We start from the raw sequence: 20,510 nt of genomic DNA, 5'->3' as shown, positions 1-20,510 counted from the left end.
GAAGCAAAGCTGCTTTCAAAAGATGTCTCCGCTCCGACAGGTCCCTCCCGATGACTTTCGCCGATCTTGACGTCGTCAGCCTCTCACGCCTGCAATTCGGGCTGACGGCGATGTACCACTTCCTCTTCGTACCGCTGACGCTCGGCCTCGCCGTCCTGCTCGCGATCATGGAGACGGTCTATGTCATGACCGGCCGCGAGATCTGGCGGCGCATGGTCAAGTTCTGGGGCGCGCTGTTCGGCATCAACTTCGCCATGGGCGTCGCGACCGGCGTCACCATGGAGTTTCAGTTCGGCACGAACTGGGCCTATTATAGTCACTACGTCGGAGACGTTTTCGGCGCGCCGCTTGCGATCGAGGGCCTCATGGCCTTCTTTCTCGAGGCGACGTTCATCGGTCTGTTCTTCTTCGGCTGGGAGCGACTGTCGAAGGTGGGCCATCTCGCGGTCACTTGGCTGCTCGCGCTCGCGACGAATCTCTCCGCGCTGTGGATCCTGATCGCCAACGGCTGGATGCAGAACCCCGTCGGAGCGACCTTCAACCCCGACACGATGCGGATGGAGGTCTCGGACTTTTCCGCGCTGATCTTCAATCCCGTCGCCCAGGCGAAGTTCGTCCACACGGTGAGCGCGGGCTACGTGACCGGGGCGGTGTTCGTGCTGGCGGTCAGCGCTTTCTACATGCTGCGCCTTCGGCACATGGAACTCGCCAAGCGATCCGCCACGGTGGCGGCGAGCTTCGGTCTCGCGGCGGCGCTTTCAGTCGTCGTGCTTGGCGACGAGAGCGGCTACACGACCGGCGAAAACCAGAGGATGAAGCTCGCCGCCATCGAGGCGATGTGGAAGACCGAACCCGCGCCGGCCTCTTTCACGCTGTTCGGCATTCCCGACGCAGAAGCGCGCGAGACCCGCTACGAGGTCAGGATCCCGTGGATGCTCGGCCTGATCGCGACCCGCTCGATCAGCAAGGAGGTCGCGGGCATCGAGGACCTCGTCAAGGATGTGGAGCTGCGAATCCGCTTCGGCCTGATGGCCTATGAAGCGCTCGAGAAGATCAAGGCCGACCGCACCGACGCGATGGCTCGCGCGAAGCTCGAGGCGACCTCGGCCGAACTCGGCTACGCGCTGCTGCTCAAGAAGATCCGGCCCGACGTCCTGAATGCGACCGACGCCGAGATCACCCGCGCGGCCTGGAGCACGGTCCCGCCGATCTCTCCGTTGTTCTGGAGCTTCCGGATCATGGTCGGACTTGGCGTGTTCTTCATCGCGCTGTTTGCGACCGCTTTCGTGCTGGCGAGCCGGGGTCGTATCGACGCGTCGCGGACATTCCTCTGGGTCGCCCTCCTCGCCCTGCCGACGCCGTGGGTCGCCGCCGAGCTCGGCTGGATCGTCGCCGAAGTCGGACGTCAGCCCTGGGTCATCGAGGGCGTCATGCCGACGTTTCTCGCGGTCTCGAGCGTGTCGGCCGGCAATGTCTGGGCGACGCTGATCGGCTTCGTGGCGTTCTACTCCGCGCTCGCGGTCGTCGACCTCGTGCTCATGGTCAAGACGATCCGCATGGGCCCCGACCGGCTGCTTGGACCCGCCCGTCCGGAGTCGGGCCACGGGCGACCGCTGAGCGCCTCTCCGATCGCCGCCGAATAGGCCCTTAGGACGCATCCCATGCCGTTCGACTATGAATTGCTCCGTCTCATCTGGTGGGCGCTGCTCGGAGCGCTGCTGATCGGTTTCGCCGTCATGGACGGCTTCGATCTCGGCGTGGCGACGCTGCTGCCTTTCGTCGCCCGCAGCGACGGTGAGCGGCGGATCGTGATCAACACGGTCGGGCCGGTCTGGGAAGGCAATCAGGTCTGGCTGGTTCTCGGCGCGGGCGCGATCTTCGCGGCTTGGCCCGCGCTCTACGCCGCGGCGTTCTCAGGCTTCTACCTCGCGATGTTCGTGGTGCTGTGCGCGCTTATCCTGCGACCTGTCGGCTTCAAGTTCCGCTCGAAAATCCACGATAAGCGGTGGCGATCGTTCTGGGACTGGGCGCTGTTCGCCGGCGGCTTCGTGCCGGCGCTGATCTTCGGCGTGGCGGTCGGCAACGCTCTCCAGGGCGCGCCGTTCCGCTTCGACGACGAACTCCGGATGACTTACGAGGGCAGTTTCCTCGGCCTCCTGAATCCGTTTGCGTTGTTCTGCGGTTTCGTCAGCGTGATCATGCTCATCATGCATGGAGGCTGCTATCTGGCCCTCAAGTCCGACGAGCCGGTCGCGTCCCGAGCGGCCTTCGCGGCCCGACAGGCGGCTTTCATCCTGATCGTCGCGATGATCGTCGGCGGCGTCTGCATGGAGCTCGGCGTCAACACCTATCGGATCGTCGGCGCGATCGATACGTCGGGCCCTTCCAACCCGCTGCTGAAGGCGGTCGAAGTCAGGCTCGGCGGCGTTTCCGCGAACTATGCGCGCCATCTCTGGATGTTGGCGGCGCCGGCGGCGGCGCTCGCAGGCGCCGCGATAGCCGGGACGCTGACGATCTATCGGCGAGACGGGGCCGCCTTTGTGGCGAGCGCGATCTCTGTCGCGGGCGTCGTGGCGACCGCGGGGGTCAGCCTGTTCCCGTTCCTGCTGCCGTCATCGCTCGCCCCCGACCAGAGCCTGACCGTGTGGGACGCGTCCTCGAGCGAACTGACGCTCGGGATCATGCTGGTCGCGGTCGTGATCTTTCTGCCGATCATCGTCGCCTACACGGCCTGGGCCTACAGGGTGCTGCGCGGCCGAGTGACGCTCGCCGCGATCCGAAGCGACACGAGCTCCTACTGAGAGGACGCGTCATGTGGTACTTCGCCTGGATTCTGGGCCTCGGCCTCGCCAGCGCCTTCGCTGTCCTCAACGCGATGTGGCTTGAGCTCCGTGAAACGAAGTGAGGCCGCAACGCCGCCCGACGAGGAGGCGCGCACGACGCCGCTTCACTTCTTCCAGCATGTCGGCCTGAAGATGAAGGCCTCCGACTGTCCGCCCGATGACGAACATGCCAGTTTCGTCACGGCCGCGGCTCACCGGTGGTTCGGCGGTCATCCGCGCACGTTGCGCGAGGCCGAGACACGCGTGCTTCGTCACGCGGCCGCACGACGCGTCATCACGAGACACCCGGACCACGGCGCCGATGAGCTTACATTCGGTCAGAAGTTGGCCGACCGCGTCGCGGCGGTCGGCGGGTCGTGGGGCTTCATCATCGGCTTCGGAGCGAGCCTCCTTTGTTGGACCGGGCTTAACGTCCTCGCTCTCGCGCGGCCTTTCGACCCCTACCCGTTCATCTTTCTAAACCTGCTGCTTTCGATGCTGGCGGCGATCCAGGCTCCGGTGATCATGATGAGCCAGAACCGTCAGGCCGCGAAGGATCGTCAGAACGCAGCCCTCGATTATGAGGTGAATCTGAAGGCCGAGATCGAGATCATGGGATTGCACGACAAGCTCGACCGCATGCGCGATGAGCACCTTGTCGCGCTGCTCAAAAAGCAGCAGGAGCAGATCGAACTTCTGACAAGAATTGCGAGCGGCGCGGACGGGTCTTCGGCACGGACTTCGGAGGCGTCGGCGGCCTGAAGCCGCGAGCGCGTCAGACCTCAGGCCGCCGCTTCGGCGGCGCTCGCCATATCCAGCGCACGAATGTCGACCGAGAAGGTCGTCGCCTCGTCGTCTCCTCCGGCGATCGCGACAAACCCAAGCTCCCGGCACATCGCGGACATCTCGACGTTGGCCTTCAGGACGTCGCCCCACACCGTCGCGATGTTCTCGGATCGCGCCCATTCCAGCATCAGCTGCATCAGCGCCCAACCGACGCCGCGCCCCTTCAGGTCGCTCCGGACGAGAATGGCGAACTCGCCGGCCTTGTGATCGGCGTCGCAGTGCAGACGCACGACGCCCGCCGCCTCCCCGTCGGCGGCGAGCGCGACAAAGGCGATCGCCCGGGCATAGTCGAGATGGACGAGCCGCGTCAGAAATCCGTGCTCGAGGTGGCGCACCGGCGCGAAGAACCTCATTCGCAGGTCGTCGGGCTCGACGGCTGCAAGAAGCCGCCCGATCAGGACCTCGTCCTCGGCCCTCAACGGGCGCGCGACGTAGGAATCGCCGGCGAGCGTCTTGAGCGTTCGGGTCCAATGCAAAGGATAGGGCCGGATGACCATCCGCGACGCGTCCGAGCCAGCGATCGCGATGCGAGCGTCGACGGCAAGAACGCCGCCGGCGTCGGCCAGCAGCGGGTTCAGATCGATGGAGCGCACCTCGGGCAGGGCCGAAGCGATCTCGCCAAGCGCGACAAGCACGGATTCCACGGCTTTGCGGTCGGCGGCCGGCACGTCGCGATAGGCGGCGAGCGTCCGACCCACTTCGGTTTGGTCGATCAGGTCGGCGGCGAGCGGCTGGTCGAGCGGAGGCAGTCCCAGCGCGGTGTCGCGATAAACCTCGACCCCCACGCCGCCGCGGCCGAACAGAATGACCGGGCCGAATGTCGGGTCGTCGGAAAGGCCCGCGATGAGCTCGCGCGCTTCGCCGCGGCGAACCATGGGCTGCAGCAGGAAGCCTGCGTCATTGACCTCGGGACAAGCCAGACGGACGCGCGCCAGCATATCGGTTGCGGCCAGCTCGACCTGGGCCGGAGTTTTCAGATCGAGGCATACCCCGCCAACGTCGGATTTGTGAACGATCAGGCGGGATCGGATCTTCAAGGCGACGGCCTCAGCGTTGAGCAACAGCTGACGCGCCGCGACCGCCGCTTCGCCGGCCGTGGAGGCCTCCACCGACTCGACCATCGGGATGCGAAACGCCTTCAACAGGCTGGCCGCTTCGACCGGATCCAGCCAGGCGCGGCCCTCGGCCAACGCCGAGCGGATCATGCGCTGGATTGCTTCGACGTAAGGTCGTTGATCGAAGGGCGCCGCGGTCGGCGTCGCGTGAAGCGCGGCCTGCGCTCTGCGGTGCCGTGTCAGGTAATCGAACGCCGCGATTGCGTCGCTCTCGGTTTCGAAATGAGGGATCTTTGCTTCGGCGAAGATCTTCTGGATGTCCGGCCCTGCCCCGAGCCACGAGGCCAGCACGGGTTTGACTGGCATGGCGCGAGACTTTGACGCCTCGACTGCGGCGACGACCGATTTTGCGGTCGTCTCGGCGGCGGCCAGCGCGGTAGGCGCCTCGAGGGCCACGATGGCGTCGACTTCATGAGCCGCGAGCAGGATCTCGATCGCGCTTGAAAAACGCTGGGCGTCGGCGTCGCCGATAATGTCGACGGGGTTGGCGCGCGACCAGGTGGCAGGGAGCGCCTTATCGAGCGAGGCAAGCGTCTCGGTCGAGAGCGCCGCGAGCTTTCCTCCCATGTCGAGATGGCGGTCCACGGCCAGCACGCCGACGCCGCCGCCGTTGGTCAGGATCGCAAGTCGATCGCCGCGATCCCATTGGCGTCGTCCGAGTACTTCAGCAGCGGCGAAGAGCTGGTCGAGATCGAGCACCCGAAGCAGTCCGGCCCGCCGGAACGCCGCTTCATAGACCTCGTCGGCGCCCGCCAGCGCGCCCGTATGGGTGGCGGCCGCCCTTGCGCCCGCGGCGTGCCGGCCGCCCTTAACCACCACCACAGGCTTGACCCTGGCCGCCGCGCGGGCCGCTGACATGAATTTTTTGGCGTCCGTGATGGCCTCGACATAGAGCAGGATGGCGCGCGACCGCCGGTCGCCCGCGAAGTGATCGAGGCAGTCGGCGACATCGACGTCGAGGGCGTCGCCAAGCGAGACGACGGCCGAAAATCCAAGCGCTCGCCGAGACCCCCAGCCCACTAAGGCCGCGGCCACGGCGCCGGACTGACTGATGAGCGCCAGGTCGCCTTTCGCGGCCGGTCCTGCGGCGAAGCTCGCATTCAATGCGGCGTGCGGCGCGAGCAAGCCGAAGGAGTTCGGTCCGATCAGCCGCAATCCATGGTGGCGAGCGATGTCCAGGATGACCTCGGACTGCGATCCAGAGCCGCGGGAAACGCCGGCGGTCAGGATCAGCGCGGCGCCGGCGTGGATCGCTGCGGCGTCCTCGATCACGGACGGGACCGCGGTCGGCGGCGTGCAGACGACGGCGAGGTCGATCGGTCCCGCAAGGTCACGAAGGGACGAGCACGCCTTCAGACCGCCGACGGTCGCTCGCCTAGGGTTGACGGGAGCGATCCGCCCCGCGAAGCCGCCGCCGACCAGATTCGCCATGACGGACCGGCCCAACGAGCCGGCCCGGTCGCTGGCCCCCACCACCGCGACGGAGGTCGGCTGGAACAGCCGGTCCAGACCGAAGCTGCTCATCTCAATGGGACATGAACAGGCAGTGCTTCGAGTTCTCCAGGAGGTCGCGCGTCGCGCCGCCGAAGAACCATTCGCGGGTCCGGCTGTGGCCATAGGCGCCGGAGACGATGAGATCCGCGCCGATATCGTCGGCGACGTCGATCAATTGGGCGGCGACGTTCGCGACCTCTCCGGTGTGGACCGAAACCCGGGACCGCACGCCATGCCGGTCCAGCCAGATGGAGACGTCTTCCGCGCCGGCGTCGCGGTAGGCGGGAGCGGCCGTCATGACGACGACCTCGTTCGCCTGTCTCAGGATCGGCAGGGCGTCACGCAGCGCGCGCCGGGCCTCGCGCGTGTCCTTCCACGCGACCAAGACCTTGTGAGCCGCGAGATAATCCTTCTCAGGCGGAACGACGAGGATCGGCCGGCCGCACTCCAGAACGATATTTCCGGGGCGGACGCCGAGCGTTCCGTCCCGGGCGTCGTAGGTCGAGCGTCGACCGATCACCACGAGATCCGCGGCGCGCGCCTGCTCGATCAGAAATCGTTCTGGATCGGTGACGCAGGACCGCCATTCGACATCGTTGCGGGCGCCGACGACGGCGTCGAAAATGCGGCGGACTGCTTTCAGGTCTCCTTCTACGCGGGCCCGCTCCTCGTCCGACACGGTCGCCGAAACGTTGACCGTCATGTCGTTGTAGACCTCAAGCAATTGCTGCTCCGCCGCGGCGCCGATGAAATGCGCACCGTGCTGTTCGGCTAGCTGCACCGCAAGCCTGCCACGCGCTTCCGACTGGGGAGTGAGATCAAAGTGCGTGAGAATGCTGGCGAAACCACCGCCAGTCTGGGTCGTGCTCATGCGGCGCTCCTCCTCAAAAGATGCAGTGCGCAGGATTCGCGGACGTCCCATGAAACGCTTTGATTCCGATCAAAATTCAGCGTCATTTTTGCGTCCCGCTGACCGCCCCGCCATGAGGCCTGCTGAAAGCGCGTCAGAAGGTCTGGCGGAGACCGGACCCGCCGAACGCCGCCGAAGAGCGTCTCCGCTGAACGCCGACCGGCTCACTCACCTGCCGCGCTGGGCTTGACCTGTATCAACGCGCCGGCTCGCCGGCGCCCCGAGAGTTACTTTGCCGCTTTCCAAGCGATGTGATTTTTCGGGGAGCCTTCGATGAAAGTTTTGATAGCCGGGACCCTTTCGGTCCTCGCGGCAGTGACAGCGACGCCCGCCGCCGCGGCTGACATTCCCTCCGAGACGCCGGCAGTCGCCGCGGCGCCCGCCGATTTCAATCCTTGGATGCTCCGCGTTCGCGCAATCGGAATCCTTCCGAATTCGTCGGCGAAGTTCAACGTTCCGGGCAGCGCGCATGTCTCGGACCGCGTCGTTCCCGAAATCGACGTCAGCTATTTCTTCACGCCGAACATCGCGATCGAAACGATCTGCTGCTTCTCAAAACACAAGATCAGCGGGCGCGGAGCTCTCGCGGGCGTGGCTGTCGGAGACGTGTGGGTGCTGCCCGCGACCGTGATGGCGCAGTACCATTTCACGAATTTCGGCGCCTTCCGACCCTATGCGGGCGTCGGGCTGAACTATTCGATCTACTTCCGCGAGGACGCCGCGGGAGGCGCGGTGACACGCCTGAAGCTGAAGAACTCGTTCGGCCCGGCCGCCCAGGTCGGGTTCGACTACATGCTCAACGAGCACTGGGGCGTGAACGTCGATCTGAAATATGTGCGCATGAAGCCGAAGATCGATCTCGTGGCCGGCGGAGCCGACGTTTCCGGTCGCGCCAAGATCAGCCCCTGGATCGTCGGCGCCGGCGTCGCCTACAAGTTCTGATCTGTCTCAAGGCGGTCTTGAGACGGACATGTTGGCTTTGTGAAGCCGGACCGTCTGCATCGTCAAAGGAACAGATCATGGCCTATCGGGTCGGTTGGGGCGAGCACGCCAGGCACTTCGCCGTCGTCGTGAACACGGCGAAGGAGGCTCAGGCTGCAGCGGACAGCATGAAGCGCTATTGCCAGGGCGGAGTCGTCATCGTCAACGACAGGATCGGCGTCGTGGCGGACTCCGCGCTGAGGCACCTCATTTCGATCGAAGAGCAGCAAGCGGCCGCCGGCAAGGCGGACGAAGCCTGCGCGAACTGCAGGCCCGAGCCTCTCGACATCGAGGGGGCGTCCGTTCGATCAGCTGGCGCCGATCTGCTCCAGGCGTCCGGCGTCCATGATCCTCAGTCCGTCGGGAACGACGAGAATGGTCTTTTCCCGGGCAAGCTTCGACACCACCCGACTGACGGTCTCGAGCGTAAGGCCAAGGTGATCGGCTAGATCCTGCCGCGTCATCGCCAACGGGATGGTGACGGCGCTGCCGCCAAGGCGGCGCAATCTTCCGCGCATCGCCAAGAGGAACGCGGCGACCTTCTCCTCGGCCGCGCGGCGCCCGAGAAGAACCATATGATCCTGGGCGAGGGTCAGTTCATGCGTCGCGGCTTGGTGAAGACGGCGCAAGAGATGGGGATTGCGATCGACGAAGTCGATGAAGTCGCCTCGGTCGAAGCGACAGGCCGAAACCTGATCGATCGCGTCAGCGGAGAACCCGTAGCGCTCGCTGAGAGACAATCCGACGAAGTCCCCAGGCAAGAGGAAGCCGACGATCTGGCGGCGTCCGTCCGGCAATAGCTTGTAGAGCCGCAGCGTTCCGCAAGTGACGTTGTAGACCGCGCGAGCGTCGTCGCCTTGGAGAAACAATGTCTCCTTGGAACGGAAGATCACCTTTTCGGAAAGTGCGTTGAAAGCCTCGAGTTCGACAGCCTCGAGCGCCGAGCACACACTGACGTCCTTGACGCCACAACTATCGCAGGAAGCCGCCTGGGCGGCGCGGCAGCGGGTCTGGCCGAGAACTCGTGCTTCACCGCTGCAAGGACTGCCCGTCGCGTCGACGTCGTTGAGGTCCGCCATGGCTCTTCCCGAAGGCCGACCGATAGACGGTCTTGGTTTCTCGTAGATCAATGACGGGTTGGCGGTTTGATCCAGATCAAAGACATTGCGGCGCACCGAGAAGGAATGCGGATGCGCGTTCGGAAAATCGCTCAGAACGACGTGAGGCACAGGCCGAGAATGCCGCCAGACAGCGGCGCCGCCGCGCTGGCGAGCCCAAGCCCGACGAGGCCAAGACCTACGGATATCCGCGCCGCGGGGCGCCGAGCGGCGCTCCGCAGCCGGTCCATTCCCAGCGCGCACGCGACGACGGCCGGCATTGTGCCGAGCGCGAATCCCGCCATCACCTGCATGCCCGAGAGGCTGGTTCCGCTGAGGCCTGCGTAGACCAATGCCGCCAGCACCATGGGGCATGGCGTGAAACTCCAGCCGAGGCCGCTCAGGAACGGCGCCCAGATGACGATGCCCGGCGCGCCGGCGACATAGGAAGTCGGGAGCCTGAGACGCGCGGCGAAGCCGTGCAGGACCCGCAATGGCGGAACGAGCCCGAGCGTCGCCAATCCGATCCAGGCAAGCATCGCGGCGGAGGCCCAGCGAAGAGCGATCAGGCCGCCGGCATGGTCCAGGGCCGAGATCACCGGCGCGCCGATTGTCGCCGTGGCTCCGCCGGCGAGGACATAGCCTGCCGCCCGGCCAGCTTGCGTGAGCCCCAGCGCCAGCTGTCGGGCTCCGGCAGTGTCAGAGGCCGCAAACGAGAACATCATAGCGGAGGCGACGCCGCCGCACATCGAAGCGCAATGGAGGCTGCTGGCAAGCCCCATCAGAAAGCCGCCGGCAAAGGTCAGAGCGCCGGCGTCCCCGACCATTTCGGCTCCTACTGCGCCCCGCCGAGCGACCGGACGTAGACCGCGAGCGACCGCAAGGTCGCCTCGTCGAGCTTGCTCTCCCAGGCCGGCATCACGCCCGCCCGCCCTGTGGCGAGCGTCTCGACGATCGCCTTCTGATCGCTTCCGTAAAGCCAGATCGCGTCATTGAGGCGAGGCGCGCCCATCTCGCGATTCCCTTCGCCCTTCGCGCCGTGACAGGAGGCGCATCGCGTCGCGAAGATCCGACCGCCAGCCGCGACGTCGGCGGTTGGGGCCGGCGCGAGACTGGATAAAGTCCTGACGAATGCCGCGACGTTCTCGATCTCGTCCCGCTTGAGGGAGCCGTCGCGGCCGAAGGCCGGCATTGAGACGCCGCCCAGCGTCTCCGGCGACGTCGAGCGGACGCCGACGCGGATGGTGCGCAGGATTTCGTCTATCGAGCCGCCGTGCAGCCAGTCATCGTCCTGCAGGTTCGGAAAGCCCCTGGCCCCGCCGCCGCCTGCGCCGTGGCAACCCGCGCAGTTGTCGCCGAAGGCGGCCTTCCCGTTCGCCAGGGCGAATTCGAGCAGCCCAGAATCCTTGGAGATCTGCTCCGGCGTCACCTTGAGCAGCGGCGCGCCATGCGCGGCGCGCTCGGCGAGCGCTTCATCCCGGTCGGCCAACACCGCCTCGCGCTGCGAGTAGCCGAGCAGGCCCTTGGTGTAGGTCGAGGCGAGCGGCCAGGCCGGCATCACGATCCAATAGACCACGGCCCACGCGATCGAGGCGTAGAAGATGTAGAGCCACCATTTCGGCAGCGGGTTGTTGAGCTCACGGATGCCGTCCCACTCATGGCCTGTGGTGTCGACGCCGGACGTCGCGTCGCGCCTGTCAGCCGCGCTCATGACTCAATCCTCCCGGAGCGGCGTGCGGGCGGCCGCGTCGAAGCGCGCGCGGTTTCGCGGCCGCAGCGCGTAGCCGAGCACAGCTGCGAACAGCGAGAAGAAGAAGAGCAGACCGGCGGTTTGGGCGAGATGCGCCAGCGTTTCGTAAGTCATCGGCTCGGGCCTCAACGCAGGTTTGCTTTGTCGTCGTACTGCTTGAAGTCGACCGTCGTGCCGAGCATCTGCAGATAGGCGATCAGCGCGTCCATCTCGGTCAGGCGCTTCTGGTCGCCGTCGAAGTCGCGAATGAGAGCGGTCGGATAGCGCTTCTGAAACGCCGCAGCGTCCGCGGAATCGGGTTCGGCCTGAGCGTAGACGTCACGCCGCGCCCAGAAGATCTGGTCGTCGCTGTAGGGCGTGCCGACCGTGCGGTTCGCCGACAATTGGCCGGTGATGCGGCCGTGGTCGAGCGGCCGCTCGGCCAGGAACGGATAGCCCGGCATGATCGAGGTCGGCACCACCGATCTCGGATCGATCATATGGGCCTTGTGCCACTCGTCGGAATACTTGCCGCCGACGCGCGCCAAATCAGGTCCGGTGCGCTTCGATCCCCACTGGAACGGATGGTCGTACTGGGATTCGGCGGCGAGCGAGAAATGCCCGTAGCGCTCCACCTCGTCGCGGATCGGACGGATCATCTGGCTGTGGCAGAGATAGCAGCCCTCGCGGACGTAGATGTCGCGTCCCGCGAGTTCGAGCGGGGTGTAGGGCCGCGCGCCGTCGACAGTCTCGATCGTGCTCTTGATGTAGAAGAGCGGGGCGATCTCCACGAGGCCGCCGATCGCGACCATGATCAGAATGCCGACGAGAAGCAGCAGCGAGTGCTTCTCGAAGATCTTGTGCTTGTCCCAGACGGCGGCGGACATGGGCTCGGGTCCTCACTCGGCCGGCGCGAGCGCGAGCGGCGCGGCCACGCGCTCCTCGGCCTCGCTCGGGCGGATCGTGCGATAGAGATTGAAGGCCATCAGCAGCGCGCCGATCAGAAACAGGATCCCGCCCAGCGCGCGGATGACGTAGTAGGGATGCATCGCGTCCACGGTCTCGACGAATGAGTATTCGAGGAAGCCGAAAGACGTGTAGGCCCGCCACATCAGGCCCTGCATGATGCCCGCGACCCACATCGCCGAAATGTAGAAGACGATACCGATGGTCGAAATCCAGAAATGCCAGTCGACCAGCTTCAGGGAATACAGCGGCCGCTTCCAGAGCCAGGGCGTCAGACAGTAGAGCGCGCCGAAGGAAATGTAAGCGACCCAGCCGAGCGCCCCGGAGTGCACGTGGCCGATGGTCCAGTCGGTGTAGTGTGAGAGCGAATTGACCTCCTTGATCGACATCAGCGGCCCCTCGAAGGTCGCCATGCCATAGAAGGCCACCGACACCACCATCATCCGCAGCACCGGGTCGGTCCTGAGCTTGTCCCAGGCGCCGGAAAGCGTCATCAGGCCGTTGATCATGCCGCCCCATGACGGCATCCACAGCATGATCGAGAACGTCATGCCGAGGGTCGACGCCCACTCCGGCAGCGCCGTGTAGTGCAGGTGATGCGGGCCGGCCCAGATGTAAAGAAAGATCAGCGACCAGAAGTGCACGATCGACAGCCGGTACGAGTACACCGGACGATCCGCGCGCTTCGGGATGAAGTAGTACATGATGGCGAGGAAGCCGGCGGTCAGGAAGAAACCGACGGCGTTATGGCCGTACCACCACTGCACCATGGCGTCCTGGACGCCTGACCATGCGACGTACGACTTCGATCCGAAGACGGTCGCCGGCACAGCCAGGTTGTTGATGACGTGCAGCATCGCGATGGTGACGATGAACGCCAGGTAGAACCAGTTCGCGACGTAGATGTGGGGCTCTTTGCGCTTCCGGAGCGTCCCGAGAAACAGCACGAGATAAACGACCCAGACGATCGTCAGCCAGAGGTCGGCGTACCATTCGGGCTCGGCGTATTCCTTGCTCTGGGTGACGCCCATCAGGTAGCCGGTGCCCGCGACCACGATGAAAAGGTTGTAGCCGAGCATCACGAACCAGGGCGCGACGACGCCCGGCATCCGCGCCCGGCAGGTCCGCTGCGCTACGTAGAAGGACGACGCCAGCAGGACGTTGCCCCCGAAGGCGAAGATGACCGCCGAGGTGTGCAAAGGACGCAGACGTCCGAAGTTCAGGAACTCGAGGTCGAAATTGAGCGCCGGGAACGACAGCTCCAGCGCGATCCAGCAGCCGACCGCGAAGCCGGCGACGCCCCAGAACATCGCTGCGATCACGCCGAACTTGACCGGCCCGAAATTGTAATTGGGCTTGCCGTCGATCTCCTCGGGCGCCGGCGCCGCGCGCGCCATGCTCGACCGGTACAGCAAGGCGAACCCGCCGATCGCAGACGCGCCCCCCACCATCATGTGCGCGCCAAAGGGCGCGTCGACCGCCTGGAGGCCCAGGAAAAAGCAGGCCATCGCCGCGAGCGCGAAGAAGATGGCGAAGCCCGTTTCCTCCGCCGTGAAGCTTGGCGCGATGCGGTCTGCGTTCATGGACGTCCCCGAACCCGTGCTCCGATCGATCGCCGCCGGTCCGGCGTCGTCGATGGTTGGCTTTCGGGGAAATCGGCCCGGCGAACCTTGATCCAGGTCAACGAACGGCGCGGCTGCGCCGACGACGATGAGCCATGTTCGAGATCGCGCTGCCCGACATTCTGAACCGACAGGTTCCCAGATACACATCGTATCCGACGGCGCCGCATTTCTCGGCCGCCGTGGACGTGGGTTCTTATGCCCGCTGGCTATCGGAGTTGAAGGACGCGCCAGGCGCGGCTTCGCTCTATCTTCACGTGCCGTTCTGCCGGTCGATCTGCCATTATTGCGGCTGCGCGACGCGCGCGTCCCGTCGCGAGGAGCCGCTCGTCGAATACGCCCGAAGGCTGCGCCTCGAGCTCGATCTGGTGGCGTCGCATCTGGGGACCAGGGCCGTCTCGCATGTGCATTGGGGCGGTGGGACCCCGAGCATGCTTCCGGAAGACGCCTTCTTCGGATTGGCCGCGGCGATCCACGCCCGGTTCGACGTCCTGGCGACGGCCGAACACGCCATCGAGCTCGACCCCCGACTCGTCGGGGGCCGGCTCGCCGAACGTCTCGCGATGGTTGGGGTGAACCGGGCCAGTCTCGGCGTGCAGGATTTCGATGAGACAGTGCAGAAGGCGATCGGCCGCCGTCAGACGGTCGGCACGGTGGTCAACGCGGTCGCCCAGCTGCGGCGCGTGGGCGTCGACCGGCTCAACCTTGATCTGATCTACGGCCTGCCGCGCCAGACGCTGCGGTCGATGCGCGCCACTGTCGAGCAGGCCATCGCTCTCGAGCCGGATCGGATCGCCCTGTTCGGCTACGCCCATGTCCCGTGGCAGAAGGCGAACCAGAAGCTGATCGACGCTTCCGCTCTGCCAGACGCCGCCCTGCGTCTCGAACTGGCCACCATCGCGCGCGAGACCCTCGAGGGTGCCGGCTTCGTCGCCGTCGGCATCGATCACTTCGTCCGGCCCGGCGACGACATGGCGGCCGCGCTTCAGCAGCGCGGGCTCCGACGCAACTTCCAGGGTTATACGACGGACGACGCCCCCATTCTCATCGGTCTCGGCGCGTCGTCGATCAGTCGCCTGCCTCAAGGCTACGTCCAAAACGCGCCTGACGTCGGCGCCTGGTCGAAAGCGATCGAGCAGGGCCGGCTGCCGACGACCCGCGGCGTGGCGCTGACGGCGGACGACCGTATGCGCGCCGACGTCATCGAGGAGATCATGTGCTATTTCGGCGTCGATCTCGCGGAAGTCACCGCCCGGCACAATTCATCGCCGTCCGTGTTCGCGACGGACGTCGAGACGCTCGAGCCGCTCAGGCGTTCGGGCTTCATTCGGTTTCTCGGCGACCGGCTGTTGATCATGCGAGACGCTCCGGCGATCGCCAGGATCGTCGCGAGCGCATTCGACGCGCATCTCACCGAAACGGCGCGCCATTCCTTGGCGGCATAGGGCGTCCGCAATGCGGCCTGTAGGGTCTAGGCGACGAACCCAGTTGGCCGAGACCTCGGCTGACTCGGGGCAGGGTCTCGGGCGCAAATCGAAGTTCAAGGCCGATCCGTCGAAGTATCTCGAGGGCCGCAAGCACGACCGCTACGACACGCCGGAGGGAACGGTCTTCACCTGCGCGATGCTCCTAGTGGTCTGACCTAGACAGAAGGTCCCCTCTGGAGAGAACCGCGCGGGCCGGCCGAGAATGCCAGCGCTTCCGTCTGGTCTGGTCTGGTCTGGTCTGGTCGGGGCGCGGCGGGCGGGAGCGCGGCGCGCCGAGCTTACCTTCGGTCCTGGTCGGACCGCTCGCCGGTGGCGAGCCAGTGGGCGCAGGCCTCACCCAGCTCGTGCCGGGCCGTCTCCTCGTACCGACGGCAATCCTCAGCGGTGAGGATGTCCCGCCAGCGGCCGTTGGTGCCCTGGTGGACGAAGGTCTGCGCCCCGCCGTCCCAGAACGCGCCGCCGAGCGGCACGCTCTTGCTCGCGTGGCGCTTCATGTAGGCGAACCCGCAGTGCTCGAGGATCGCGTCCCACCTGCCCGGCTCCACCGGGATGTCGAGGAACGCCGCGATGCATCGGACCTGACCCGGCAGATCCGCCTTGAGCTCGTTGAAGTGCAAGAGCAGCAGGTTCGGCAGCTCCCGCATCGCCCACCAGCTCCGGATATTCTCCCAGAAAGGCCAGAACGGGTGGCCGTCGCCTTGGAGCCACTCGAGGAAGTACCGGCGGACGTCGGCTGGCGGCGGGCCGATCGGCGGGCCGACCCGGCCCGGCGTGTCGTTGAGCGCCCGGTACCAGAGCTCGTTGGCGTTGACGTGGTGGTTGTGCATGCTCCAGACCACGTCCCGCCCGTCGCGGCCGATGTAGAGGTATTTGGCCTTAGGCGAGTAGACGAGCGCGTCCACCGGCAGGTGGGTCTTCAGGAAGCGGCGGTGGGCTTGTGCCTCCACCGCGGGCAGCTTCTCCGCCTTGGGCGGGACGCGGAGGTCGAGCCACGGCGACATCTCGGCCACCGGCAGGTCCTCTACGCCCTGGAAGATGAGCTGCGCCACGATCTGCTGCACCCAGGTGGTGCCGGACTTGGCGTAGGTGGCGATCACGACGTCGTCGTCGCGGAACCGGAAGTCATTCCAGACCGTCGAGTCGAAGTGGTGGTTGTGCAGCTCCCGGGTCTTCTCCGGCCAGTGCGGCGAGATTCCTGGCACGATCCGTCTCCTTTCCCGTTATCACCCGGCTGTCAGTCCGCACCGGCGGCCTGCCCGGCCGGTCGCCGGTGACGGCGCGCTGGCGCGCCACCCGAACAGGACGCCCCTTCGCCTGCCCGCCCAGGACTCTACCCTGACGCTGCGTGCCTACAACGGACCTCTCTCGACGATGCCGCGATCGCCATGGCGATGACCGCCGGCGCTCCGCAGCAGGATGCCTGCCTTCGCGTCGCGGTCCTGCGTCTACGGCCCAGGCTCCCGCTATCCGTCCGTATACCCCATGTGGGTATATGTGGGCGCTTGCCCTTTATACCCCTATAGGGTAATTAATCAAGCATGCAGCGCCACACCAAGGCCTCGTGCGGGAAGCGGTTGAGCCGGATCGAGGGTCAGGTCCGGGGCATCGCGCGCATGCTCGAGGAGGACCGCTACTGCATCGACGTCGTCACACAGATCTCCGCCGTCCGGGCCGCCCTGAAGCGGGTCGAGGAAGAGATCCTGAAGGACCACGTCGGCCATTGCGTCGAGAACGCCATCCAGTCGGGAGACAAGGACGAGCAGCGCCAGAAGGTGGCGGAGTTGGTCGAGGTCCTCGGGCGGGTGCGCGGATGACGGTCGCCCGTCTCATCCGGCTGGTCGCCGCGATGGCTTTCGCCGTCTTCGTCGCGGCCGCATGGTCGACGCCCAGCGCGGCCCATGCGGGTCACGAGACGCCGCAGGCGGGCGCTCAGTCGCAGGAGCCGACTTCGATCGGCTCCATAGCGACGGACTCCAGGATCGAGCACGCCAAAGCTTCCCCTGGAGACGCCGCGACGTCTGCGGCGTCGGGGGATTGTTCCGACGATGGCTGCCCGAACGGGACCACCGCCTGCTGCGGCCACGCCTGCCACGCAGCGATGGCGCATGATCTGGCGATGCTCGGTTCTCGGCCGGTCGGAGCGACCGCCGCGCCCTCGCTGTCCGAGCCGGCCACCCTCGCGGGCCCGACCGTCCACATCAAACATCCTCCGAGACCGCTCGCCGCCGTCGGCTGAGGTCTCACTGACGCCCGCGCCCGCTCGTCCGGCGACGCGGACCAACTCTCGAGACGTCTCACCGACCGCGCGTCCGGCGCCCCTGCGCGCCTTCGTCCGCCCGTTCAGATCTCGGGGTTCCTCATGAAGCCGCTCTTCTCGGCCGCCGCAGCGTCGCTGCTTGTTGGCTGCTCGACGCTCCCCCCGCCGCCCATCGCCGGAAGCGATCCCTCCGATCCGGCCACCCGCATACCGATCGCGCGCTACAGCTCCGTCGTCGCGGGGACGGCGGACCATCGTCCGGTCGGGCCCAAGCCCTGGGTGGATCAGAATAGGGGCGTGACGTCCAAGCAGATGGAGGGCATGTGATGGCCGCCCTCCGCTCCCGCCTGCTGAGGTCGGTCGCCGTGGTCGCCCTGACCGGCTCGCTCGGCGCCTGCGCAAGCTTCACCCGGGACGGCGGCATGTCGCCCGTGACGTCACGGGTCTCCCTCGAGCTCGGCGCGACCACAGCGAAGATCGTGACCCCGGCCGACGCGGCCGCCGTGAGGTCGCGGGTCGACCGCCTGCTTGCGAGGCCGCTGACTGCGGACGCCGCCGTCCAGATCGCGCTCCTGAACAACCGCGGCCTGCAGGTCGAGTACAACGCGCTGGGCGTGTCCGAGGCGGAATACGTCGCGGCGAGCCTTCCACCGTCGCCCACCGTCTCGATCGAGCGGGTGGCGGCCTCCGGCGACCTCGATGTCGAGCGGCGCCTCATCGCCGACCTGCTCCAGCTGCTGACCCTGCCGAGACGCTCGAAGATCGCGGAGACGGAGTTCCGCGCCGCTCAGCACAAGGCCGTCGCCGCCACCTTCCGCACGGCCGCCGAGGCCCGGCGGGCGTTCTACCGGGCAGTCGCCGGCCGGGAGACGGCCGCCTTCCTCGAGACCGCGCGGGCGTCGGCGGGCGCCGCGGCGGAGCTCACCAAGAAGCTCGGGGAGACCGGGGCGGCGACGAAGCTCAACCAGGCCCGGTCGAGCGCGCTCTACGCCGAGGTCGCGACCGAGCTCGCGGAAGCGCGGCTCGATGCGGCGAAGGAGCGCGAGGCGCTCACCCGGCAGCTCGGACTTTGGGGGCGGGACCTCGACTACAAACTCCCCGGCCGGCTTCCGTCCTTCCCTCGGCTCGAGAGCCGGGGGGACGTGGAGGCGACCGCGCTCCGTCGGCGGGTCGACATCATCGGGGATCGGCTCGAACTCGACGCGCTGGCGCAGCGGTACGGGCTGACCGAACAGACCCGGGCGATCTCGATGCTCGAAATCACCGGCCTCGCCAACCACTCCAGGTCGGCGGAGGGAGAGAAGGCGAACCCGAAGGGCTTCGAGGTCGCGGTCCAGATCCCGATCTTCGACTTCGGCAAGGCCTCCTCAACGAAGGCGCGCGAGACTTACATGGGCGCGGTGAACCGCCTCCTCGAGAAGGCGGTCAACGCCCGGTCCGAAGCCCGCGAGGCCTATGCGACCTATCGCGGGCGCCACGAGATCGCGCGGGCTTATCAGAGCCGTGTCCTGCCTTTGCGAAAGATCATCACCGAGGAGACTCAGCTCCAGTACAATGGCATGCTGGTCGACCCGTTCGAGCTGCTGACCAACGCCCGTGAGACCGTCGCCGCCAACGTCGCGGCGATCCGGGCCAAGCGCGACTTCTTCATCGCCGACGTTGACTTCCAGGCCGCCCTGATCGGCGGCGGGGCCGCGGACGGACCCGCCGCGTCCGCGCCGAAGCTGGCTTCCGCCACCTCGGCCTCGGCCGCGTCGCCCCAGTGAAATTGGAGACAACGATGCTCGTTTCGCGCAGATCGTTCCTGTCCGCCACCACCGCCGGGGCGACGTCGCTCGTCGCCGCGACGGCGGTCTCCGGTCGCGTCGAGGCGGCCTCGATCCCCGAGGCCGCGACCATGAAGGACGCGACCATGCAGCCGCCGCTCGTCCCCTCGACGGGCCCCGATTACAACCCCGTCGTCACCCTGAACGGCTGGACCGCCCCCTGGCGCATGAATGGCGACTGGAAGGAGTTCCACCTGATCGCCGAACCTGTCGTGCGCGAGCTCGCGCCGGGCATGGTCGCGCATCTGTGGGGCTACAACGGCCAGTCGCCGGGACCGACCATCGAGGCCGTCGAGGGCGACAAGGTCCGGATCTTCGTCACCAACCGCCTGCCGGAGCACACCACGGTGCACTGGCACGGGCAGCTCGTGCCCTGCGGCATGGACGGCGTCGGCGGGCTGACCCAGCCGCACGTCAAGCCTGGCCAGACCTTCGTCTATGAGTTCGAGCTGAAGAAGAGCGGCACCTTCATGTACCACCCGCACGCCGACGAGATGGTCCAGATGGCGATGGGCATGATGGGCTTCTTCGTCGTGCACCCAAAGGATCCGGCGTTCCGGCGCGTCGACCGCGACTTCGTCTTCCTGATGTCGGCCTACGACATCGAGCCCGGCGCCTACGTGCCCCGCGTCGCCGAGATGACCGACTTCAACCTGTGGACCTGGAACACGCGGGTGTTCCCCGGGATCGACCATCTGGTGGCGGGAAAGGGCGACAAGGTGCGGGTGCGGTTCGGCAACCTCACCATGACGAACCACCCGATCCACATGCACGGCTACGATTTCAAGGTGTCGTGCACGGACGGCGGCTGGGTCCCGGAGGCGGCGGCATGGCCTGAGGTGACGATCGACTGCGCGGTCGGGCAGATGCGCGCCTTCGACTTCGTCGCCGACGTCCCCGGCGACTGGGCGATCCACTGCCACAAGTCGCACCACACCATGAACGCCATGGGTCACGGCATTTCCAACTTCATCGGCGTGAACAAGAAGGACGTGGCGAAGCGCATCAAGGCGCTCGCGCCCGGCTACATGCCCATGGGCCAGGCGGGCATGGCGGACATGGGCGCGATGGAGATGCCGCTGCCCGACAACACGCTGCCGATGATGACGGGCTTCGGCCAGTTCGGCCCGATCGAGATGGGCGGGATGTTCTCGGTCGTGAAGGTCCGCGAAAGCCTCGCGCGCGGCGACTACCGCGACCCCGGCTGGTTCGAGCACCCGCACGGAACCGTCGCCTTCGAGTGGAAGGGTGAGGCCCCCGCCGCGGCCAAAGCCGAAGCCGGGCCGGCAAGGCCCGGCTCCGTCGAGATGAACGTCGTCAAGCCCAAGGCCAGCGGCGGACACGCAAACCACTGACCC

At 66.6% G+C, this 20,510-nt stretch carries 21 protein-coding genes; 12 read left to right on the top strand and 9 right to left on the bottom strand.

What is annotated here, in order from left to right; genetic code table 11:
- Window positions 1–50 precede the first annotated feature (50 nt).
- The 4 genes from EK403_RS11970 (at window position 51) to EK403_RS11955 (ending at window position 3,584) form a co-directional block, all read left to right on the top strand.
- Entirely contained in the window at window positions 51–1,643 is a 1,593-nt protein-coding gene (locus EK403_RS11970) for a cytochrome ubiquinol oxidase subunit I (RefSeq protein WP_128777723.1), read from the top strand.
- Between the two features lie 18 nt (window positions 1,644–1,661).
- A complete protein-coding gene (gene cydB, locus EK403_RS11965) occupies window positions 1,662–2,801 on the top strand; it encodes a cytochrome d ubiquinol oxidase subunit II (RefSeq protein ID WP_128777722.1) in 1,140 nt (379 codons plus the stop codon).
- Between the two features lie 11 nt (window positions 2,802–2,812).
- The gene (gene cydX, locus EK403_RS11960; RefSeq protein WP_128777721.1) at window positions 2,813–2,905 is read left to right on the top strand and encodes a cytochrome bd-I oxidase subunit CydX; all 93 of its coding nucleotides are present in this window, start codon (window positions 2,813–2,815) and stop codon (window positions 2,903–2,905) included.
- A gap of 70 nt (window positions 2,906–2,975) precedes the next feature.
- A complete protein-coding gene (locus tag EK403_RS11955) occupies window positions 2,976–3,584 on the top strand; it encodes a DUF1003 domain-containing protein (protein ID WP_128777720.1) in 609 nt (202 codons plus the stop codon).
- Window positions 3,585–3,604: 20 nt separating this feature from the next.
- Here EK403_RS11955 and EK403_RS11950 read toward each other — a convergent pair whose 3' ends face one another.
- Window positions 3,605–6,307, bottom strand: a complete 2,703-nt coding sequence (locus EK403_RS11950) for a bifunctional acetate--CoA ligase family protein/GNAT family N-acetyltransferase (RefSeq protein ID WP_128777719.1) — start codon at window positions 6,305–6,307, stop codon at window positions 3,605–3,607.
- Between the two features lies 1 nt (window position 6,308).
- Window positions 6,309–7,148 carry a universal stress protein gene (locus tag EK403_RS11945; RefSeq protein WP_128777718.1) on the bottom strand — a complete coding sequence of 280 codons (840 nt, stop codon included), beginning with the start codon at window positions 7,146–7,148 and terminating at the stop codon, window positions 6,309–6,311.
- 312 nt (window positions 7,149–7,460) lie between these two features.
- Here EK403_RS11945 and EK403_RS11940 point away from each other — a divergent pair, with 312 nt between their 5' ends.
- Window positions 7,461–8,129, top strand: a complete 669-nt coding sequence (locus tag EK403_RS11940) for an OmpW/AlkL family protein (RefSeq protein ID WP_428979597.1) — start codon at window positions 7,461–7,463, stop codon at window positions 8,127–8,129.
- 347 nt (window positions 8,130–8,476) lie between these two features.
- Here EK403_RS11940 and EK403_RS11935 read toward each other — a convergent pair whose 3' ends face one another.
- The 6 genes from EK403_RS11935 to ccoN all read right to left on the bottom strand — a co-directional run bounded on the left by EK403_RS11935 (window position 8,477) and on the right by ccoN (window position 13,543).
- Complete coding sequence (locus EK403_RS11935) at window positions 8,477–9,247, bottom strand: Crp/Fnr family transcriptional regulator (RefSeq protein WP_128777717.1); 771 nt, start codon at window positions 9,245–9,247, stop codon at window positions 8,477–8,479.
- Window positions 9,248–9,378: 131 nt separating this feature from the next.
- The gene (locus EK403_RS11930; RefSeq protein ID WP_128777716.1) at window positions 9,379–10,092 is read right to left on the bottom strand and encodes a sulfite exporter TauE/SafE family protein; all 714 of its coding nucleotides are present in this window, start codon (window positions 10,090–10,092) and stop codon (window positions 9,379–9,381) included.
- 8 nt (window positions 10,093–10,100) lie between these two features.
- On the bottom strand, window positions 10,101–10,976 hold the full coding sequence (gene ccoP / locus EK403_RS11925; protein WP_128777715.1) for a cytochrome-c oxidase, cbb3-type subunit III: 876 nt from the start codon (window positions 10,974–10,976) through the stop codon (window positions 10,101–10,103).
- A gap of 3 nt (window positions 10,977–10,979) precedes the next feature.
- Window positions 10,980–11,129, bottom strand: coding sequence for a cbb3-type cytochrome c oxidase subunit 3 (locus tag EK403_RS11920; protein ID WP_128777714.1), 150 nt, complete (start codon window positions 11,127–11,129; stop codon window positions 10,980–10,982).
- Between the two features lie 11 nt (window positions 11,130–11,140).
- Window positions 11,141–11,881, bottom strand: coding sequence for a cytochrome-c oxidase, cbb3-type subunit II (ccoO, locus tag EK403_RS11915; RefSeq protein WP_128777713.1), 741 nt, complete (start codon window positions 11,879–11,881; stop codon window positions 11,141–11,143).
- A 12-nt stretch (window positions 11,882–11,893) separates the two neighbouring features.
- Complete coding sequence (gene ccoN / locus EK403_RS11910; protein ID WP_128777712.1) at window positions 11,894–13,543, bottom strand: cytochrome-c oxidase, cbb3-type subunit I; 1,650 nt, start codon at window positions 13,541–13,543, stop codon at window positions 11,894–11,896.
- Between the two features lie 134 nt (window positions 13,544–13,677).
- Between ccoN and hemN the strand changes: the two genes are divergently transcribed.
- Window positions 13,678–15,027 carry an oxygen-independent coproporphyrinogen III oxidase gene (gene hemN, locus EK403_RS11905; protein ID WP_128777711.1) on the top strand — a complete coding sequence of 450 codons (1,350 nt, stop codon included), beginning with the start codon at window positions 13,678–13,680 and terminating at the stop codon, window positions 15,025–15,027.
- 43 nt (window positions 15,028–15,070) lie between these two features.
- Window positions 15,071–15,223, top strand: a complete 153-nt coding sequence (locus tag EK403_RS22370) for a hypothetical protein (RefSeq protein WP_164919583.1) — start codon at window positions 15,071–15,073, stop codon at window positions 15,221–15,223.
- Window positions 15,224–15,347: 124 nt separating this feature from the next.
- Here EK403_RS22370 and EK403_RS11900 read toward each other — a convergent pair whose 3' ends face one another.
- Window positions 15,348–16,271: a sulfotransferase domain-containing protein gene (locus tag EK403_RS11900; protein ID WP_128777710.1), complete on the bottom strand. Its 924-nt coding sequence runs from the start codon at window positions 16,269–16,271 to the stop codon at window positions 15,348–15,350.
- A gap of 336 nt (window positions 16,272–16,607) precedes the next feature.
- Between EK403_RS11900 and EK403_RS11895 the strand changes: the two genes are divergently transcribed.
- The 5 genes from EK403_RS11895 to EK403_RS11875 all read left to right on the top strand — a co-directional run bounded on the left by EK403_RS11895 (window position 16,608) and on the right by EK403_RS11875 (window position 20,507).
- The gene (locus EK403_RS11895) at window positions 16,608–16,883 is read left to right on the top strand and encodes a metal-sensitive transcriptional regulator (RefSeq protein ID WP_128777709.1); all 276 of its coding nucleotides are present in this window, start codon (window positions 16,608–16,610) and stop codon (window positions 16,881–16,883) included.
- Window positions 16,880–17,305 carry a hypothetical protein gene (locus EK403_RS11890; RefSeq protein ID WP_128777708.1) on the top strand — a complete coding sequence of 142 codons (426 nt, stop codon included), beginning with the start codon at window positions 16,880–16,882 and terminating at the stop codon, window positions 17,303–17,305. Before EK403_RS11895 ends, EK403_RS11890 begins: the two co-directional genes overlap by 4 nt.
- A gap of 123 nt (window positions 17,306–17,428) precedes the next feature.
- Window positions 17,429–17,653, top strand: coding sequence for a hypothetical protein (locus tag EK403_RS11885; protein ID WP_128777707.1), 225 nt, complete (start codon window positions 17,429–17,431; stop codon window positions 17,651–17,653).
- Window positions 17,653–19,092: a TolC family protein gene (locus tag EK403_RS11880; protein WP_128777706.1), complete on the top strand. Its 1,440-nt coding sequence runs from the start codon at window positions 17,653–17,655 to the stop codon at window positions 19,090–19,092. The genes EK403_RS11885 and EK403_RS11880 overlap by 1 nt, the downstream gene beginning before the upstream one ends.
- Window positions 19,093–19,106: 14 nt before the next feature.
- Complete coding sequence (locus tag EK403_RS11875; RefSeq protein WP_128777705.1) at window positions 19,107–20,507, top strand: multicopper oxidase family protein; 1,401 nt, start codon at window positions 19,107–19,109, stop codon at window positions 20,505–20,507.
- The last annotated feature ends 3 nt before the right edge of the window (window positions 20,508–20,510 follow it).

Source organism: Hansschlegelia zhihuaiae, from assembly GCF_004103825.1.
Taxonomy (GTDB): Bacteria; Pseudomonadota; Alphaproteobacteria; order Rhizobiales; family Methylopilaceae; genus Methylopila; species Methylopila zhihuaiae.
The sequence above is the reverse complement of the archived record's forward strand: the minus strand, read 5'-3'. Positions and strand labels throughout refer to the sequence as shown.

What these genes read in the sequence shown, in the direction of transcription:
- EK403_RS11930 (WP_128777716.1), bottom strand. Translation starts at nt 10,092, where the DNA reads ATGGTCGGGGACGCCGGCGCTCTGACCTTTGCCGGCGGCTTTCTGATG.
- EK403_RS11955 (WP_128777720.1), top strand. Translation starts at nt 2,976, where the DNA reads ATGAAGGCCTCCGACTGTCCGCCCGATGACGAACATGCCAGTTTCGTC.
- ccoP (WP_128777715.1), bottom strand. Translation starts at nt 10,976, where the DNA reads ATGAGCGCGGCTGACAGGCGCGACGCGACGTCCGGCGTCGACACCACA.
- EK403_RS11890 (WP_128777708.1), top strand. Translation starts at nt 16,880, where the DNA reads ATGACGGTCGCCCGTCTCATCCGGCTGGTCGCCGCGATGGCTTTCGCC.
- ccoO (WP_128777713.1), bottom strand. Translation starts at nt 11,881, where the DNA reads ATGTCCGCCGCCGTCTGGGACAAGCACAAGATCTTCGAGAAGCACTCG.
- EK403_RS11875 (WP_128777705.1), top strand. Translation starts at nt 19,107, where the DNA reads ATGCTCGTTTCGCGCAGATCGTTCCTGTCCGCCACCACCGCCGGGGCG.
- ccoN (WP_128777712.1), bottom strand. Translation starts at nt 13,543, where the DNA reads ATGAACGCAGACCGCATCGCGCCAAGCTTCACGGCGGAGGAAACGGGC.
- EK403_RS11940 (WP_428979597.1), top strand. Translation starts at nt 7,461, where the DNA reads ATGAAAGTTTTGATAGCCGGGACCCTTTCGGTCCTCGCGGCAGTGACA.
- EK403_RS11945 (WP_128777718.1), bottom strand. Translation starts at nt 7,148, where the DNA reads ATGAGCACGACCCAGACTGGCGGTGGTTTCGCCAGCATTCTCACGCAC.
- EK403_RS11920 (WP_128777714.1), bottom strand. Translation starts at nt 11,129, where the DNA reads ATGACTTACGAAACGCTGGCGCATCTCGCCCAAACCGCCGGTCTGCTC.
- EK403_RS11935 (WP_128777717.1), bottom strand. Translation starts at nt 9,247, where the DNA reads ATGGCGGACCTCAACGACGTCGACGCGACGGGCAGTCCTTGCAGCGGT.
- EK403_RS11895 (WP_128777709.1), top strand. Translation starts at nt 16,608, where the DNA reads ATGCAGCGCCACACCAAGGCCTCGTGCGGGAAGCGGTTGAGCCGGATC.
- EK403_RS11885 (WP_128777707.1), top strand. Translation starts at nt 17,429, where the DNA reads ATGAAGCCGCTCTTCTCGGCCGCCGCAGCGTCGCTGCTTGTTGGCTGC.
- EK403_RS11970 (WP_128777723.1), top strand. Translation starts at nt 51, where the DNA reads ATGACTTTCGCCGATCTTGACGTCGTCAGCCTCTCACGCCTGCAATTC.
- cydB (WP_128777722.1), top strand. Translation starts at nt 1,662, where the DNA reads ATGCCGTTCGACTATGAATTGCTCCGTCTCATCTGGTGGGCGCTGCTC.
- EK403_RS11880 (WP_128777706.1), top strand. Translation starts at nt 17,653, where the DNA reads ATGGCCGCCCTCCGCTCCCGCCTGCTGAGGTCGGTCGCCGTGGTCGCC.
- hemN (WP_128777711.1), top strand. Translation starts at nt 13,678, where the DNA reads ATGTTCGAGATCGCGCTGCCCGACATTCTGAACCGACAGGTTCCCAGA.
- cydX (WP_128777721.1), top strand. Translation starts at nt 2,813, where the DNA reads ATGTGGTACTTCGCCTGGATTCTGGGCCTCGGCCTCGCCAGCGCCTTC.
- EK403_RS11950 (WP_128777719.1), bottom strand. Translation starts at nt 6,307, where the DNA reads ATGAGCAGCTTCGGTCTGGACCGGCTGTTCCAGCCGACCTCCGTCGCG.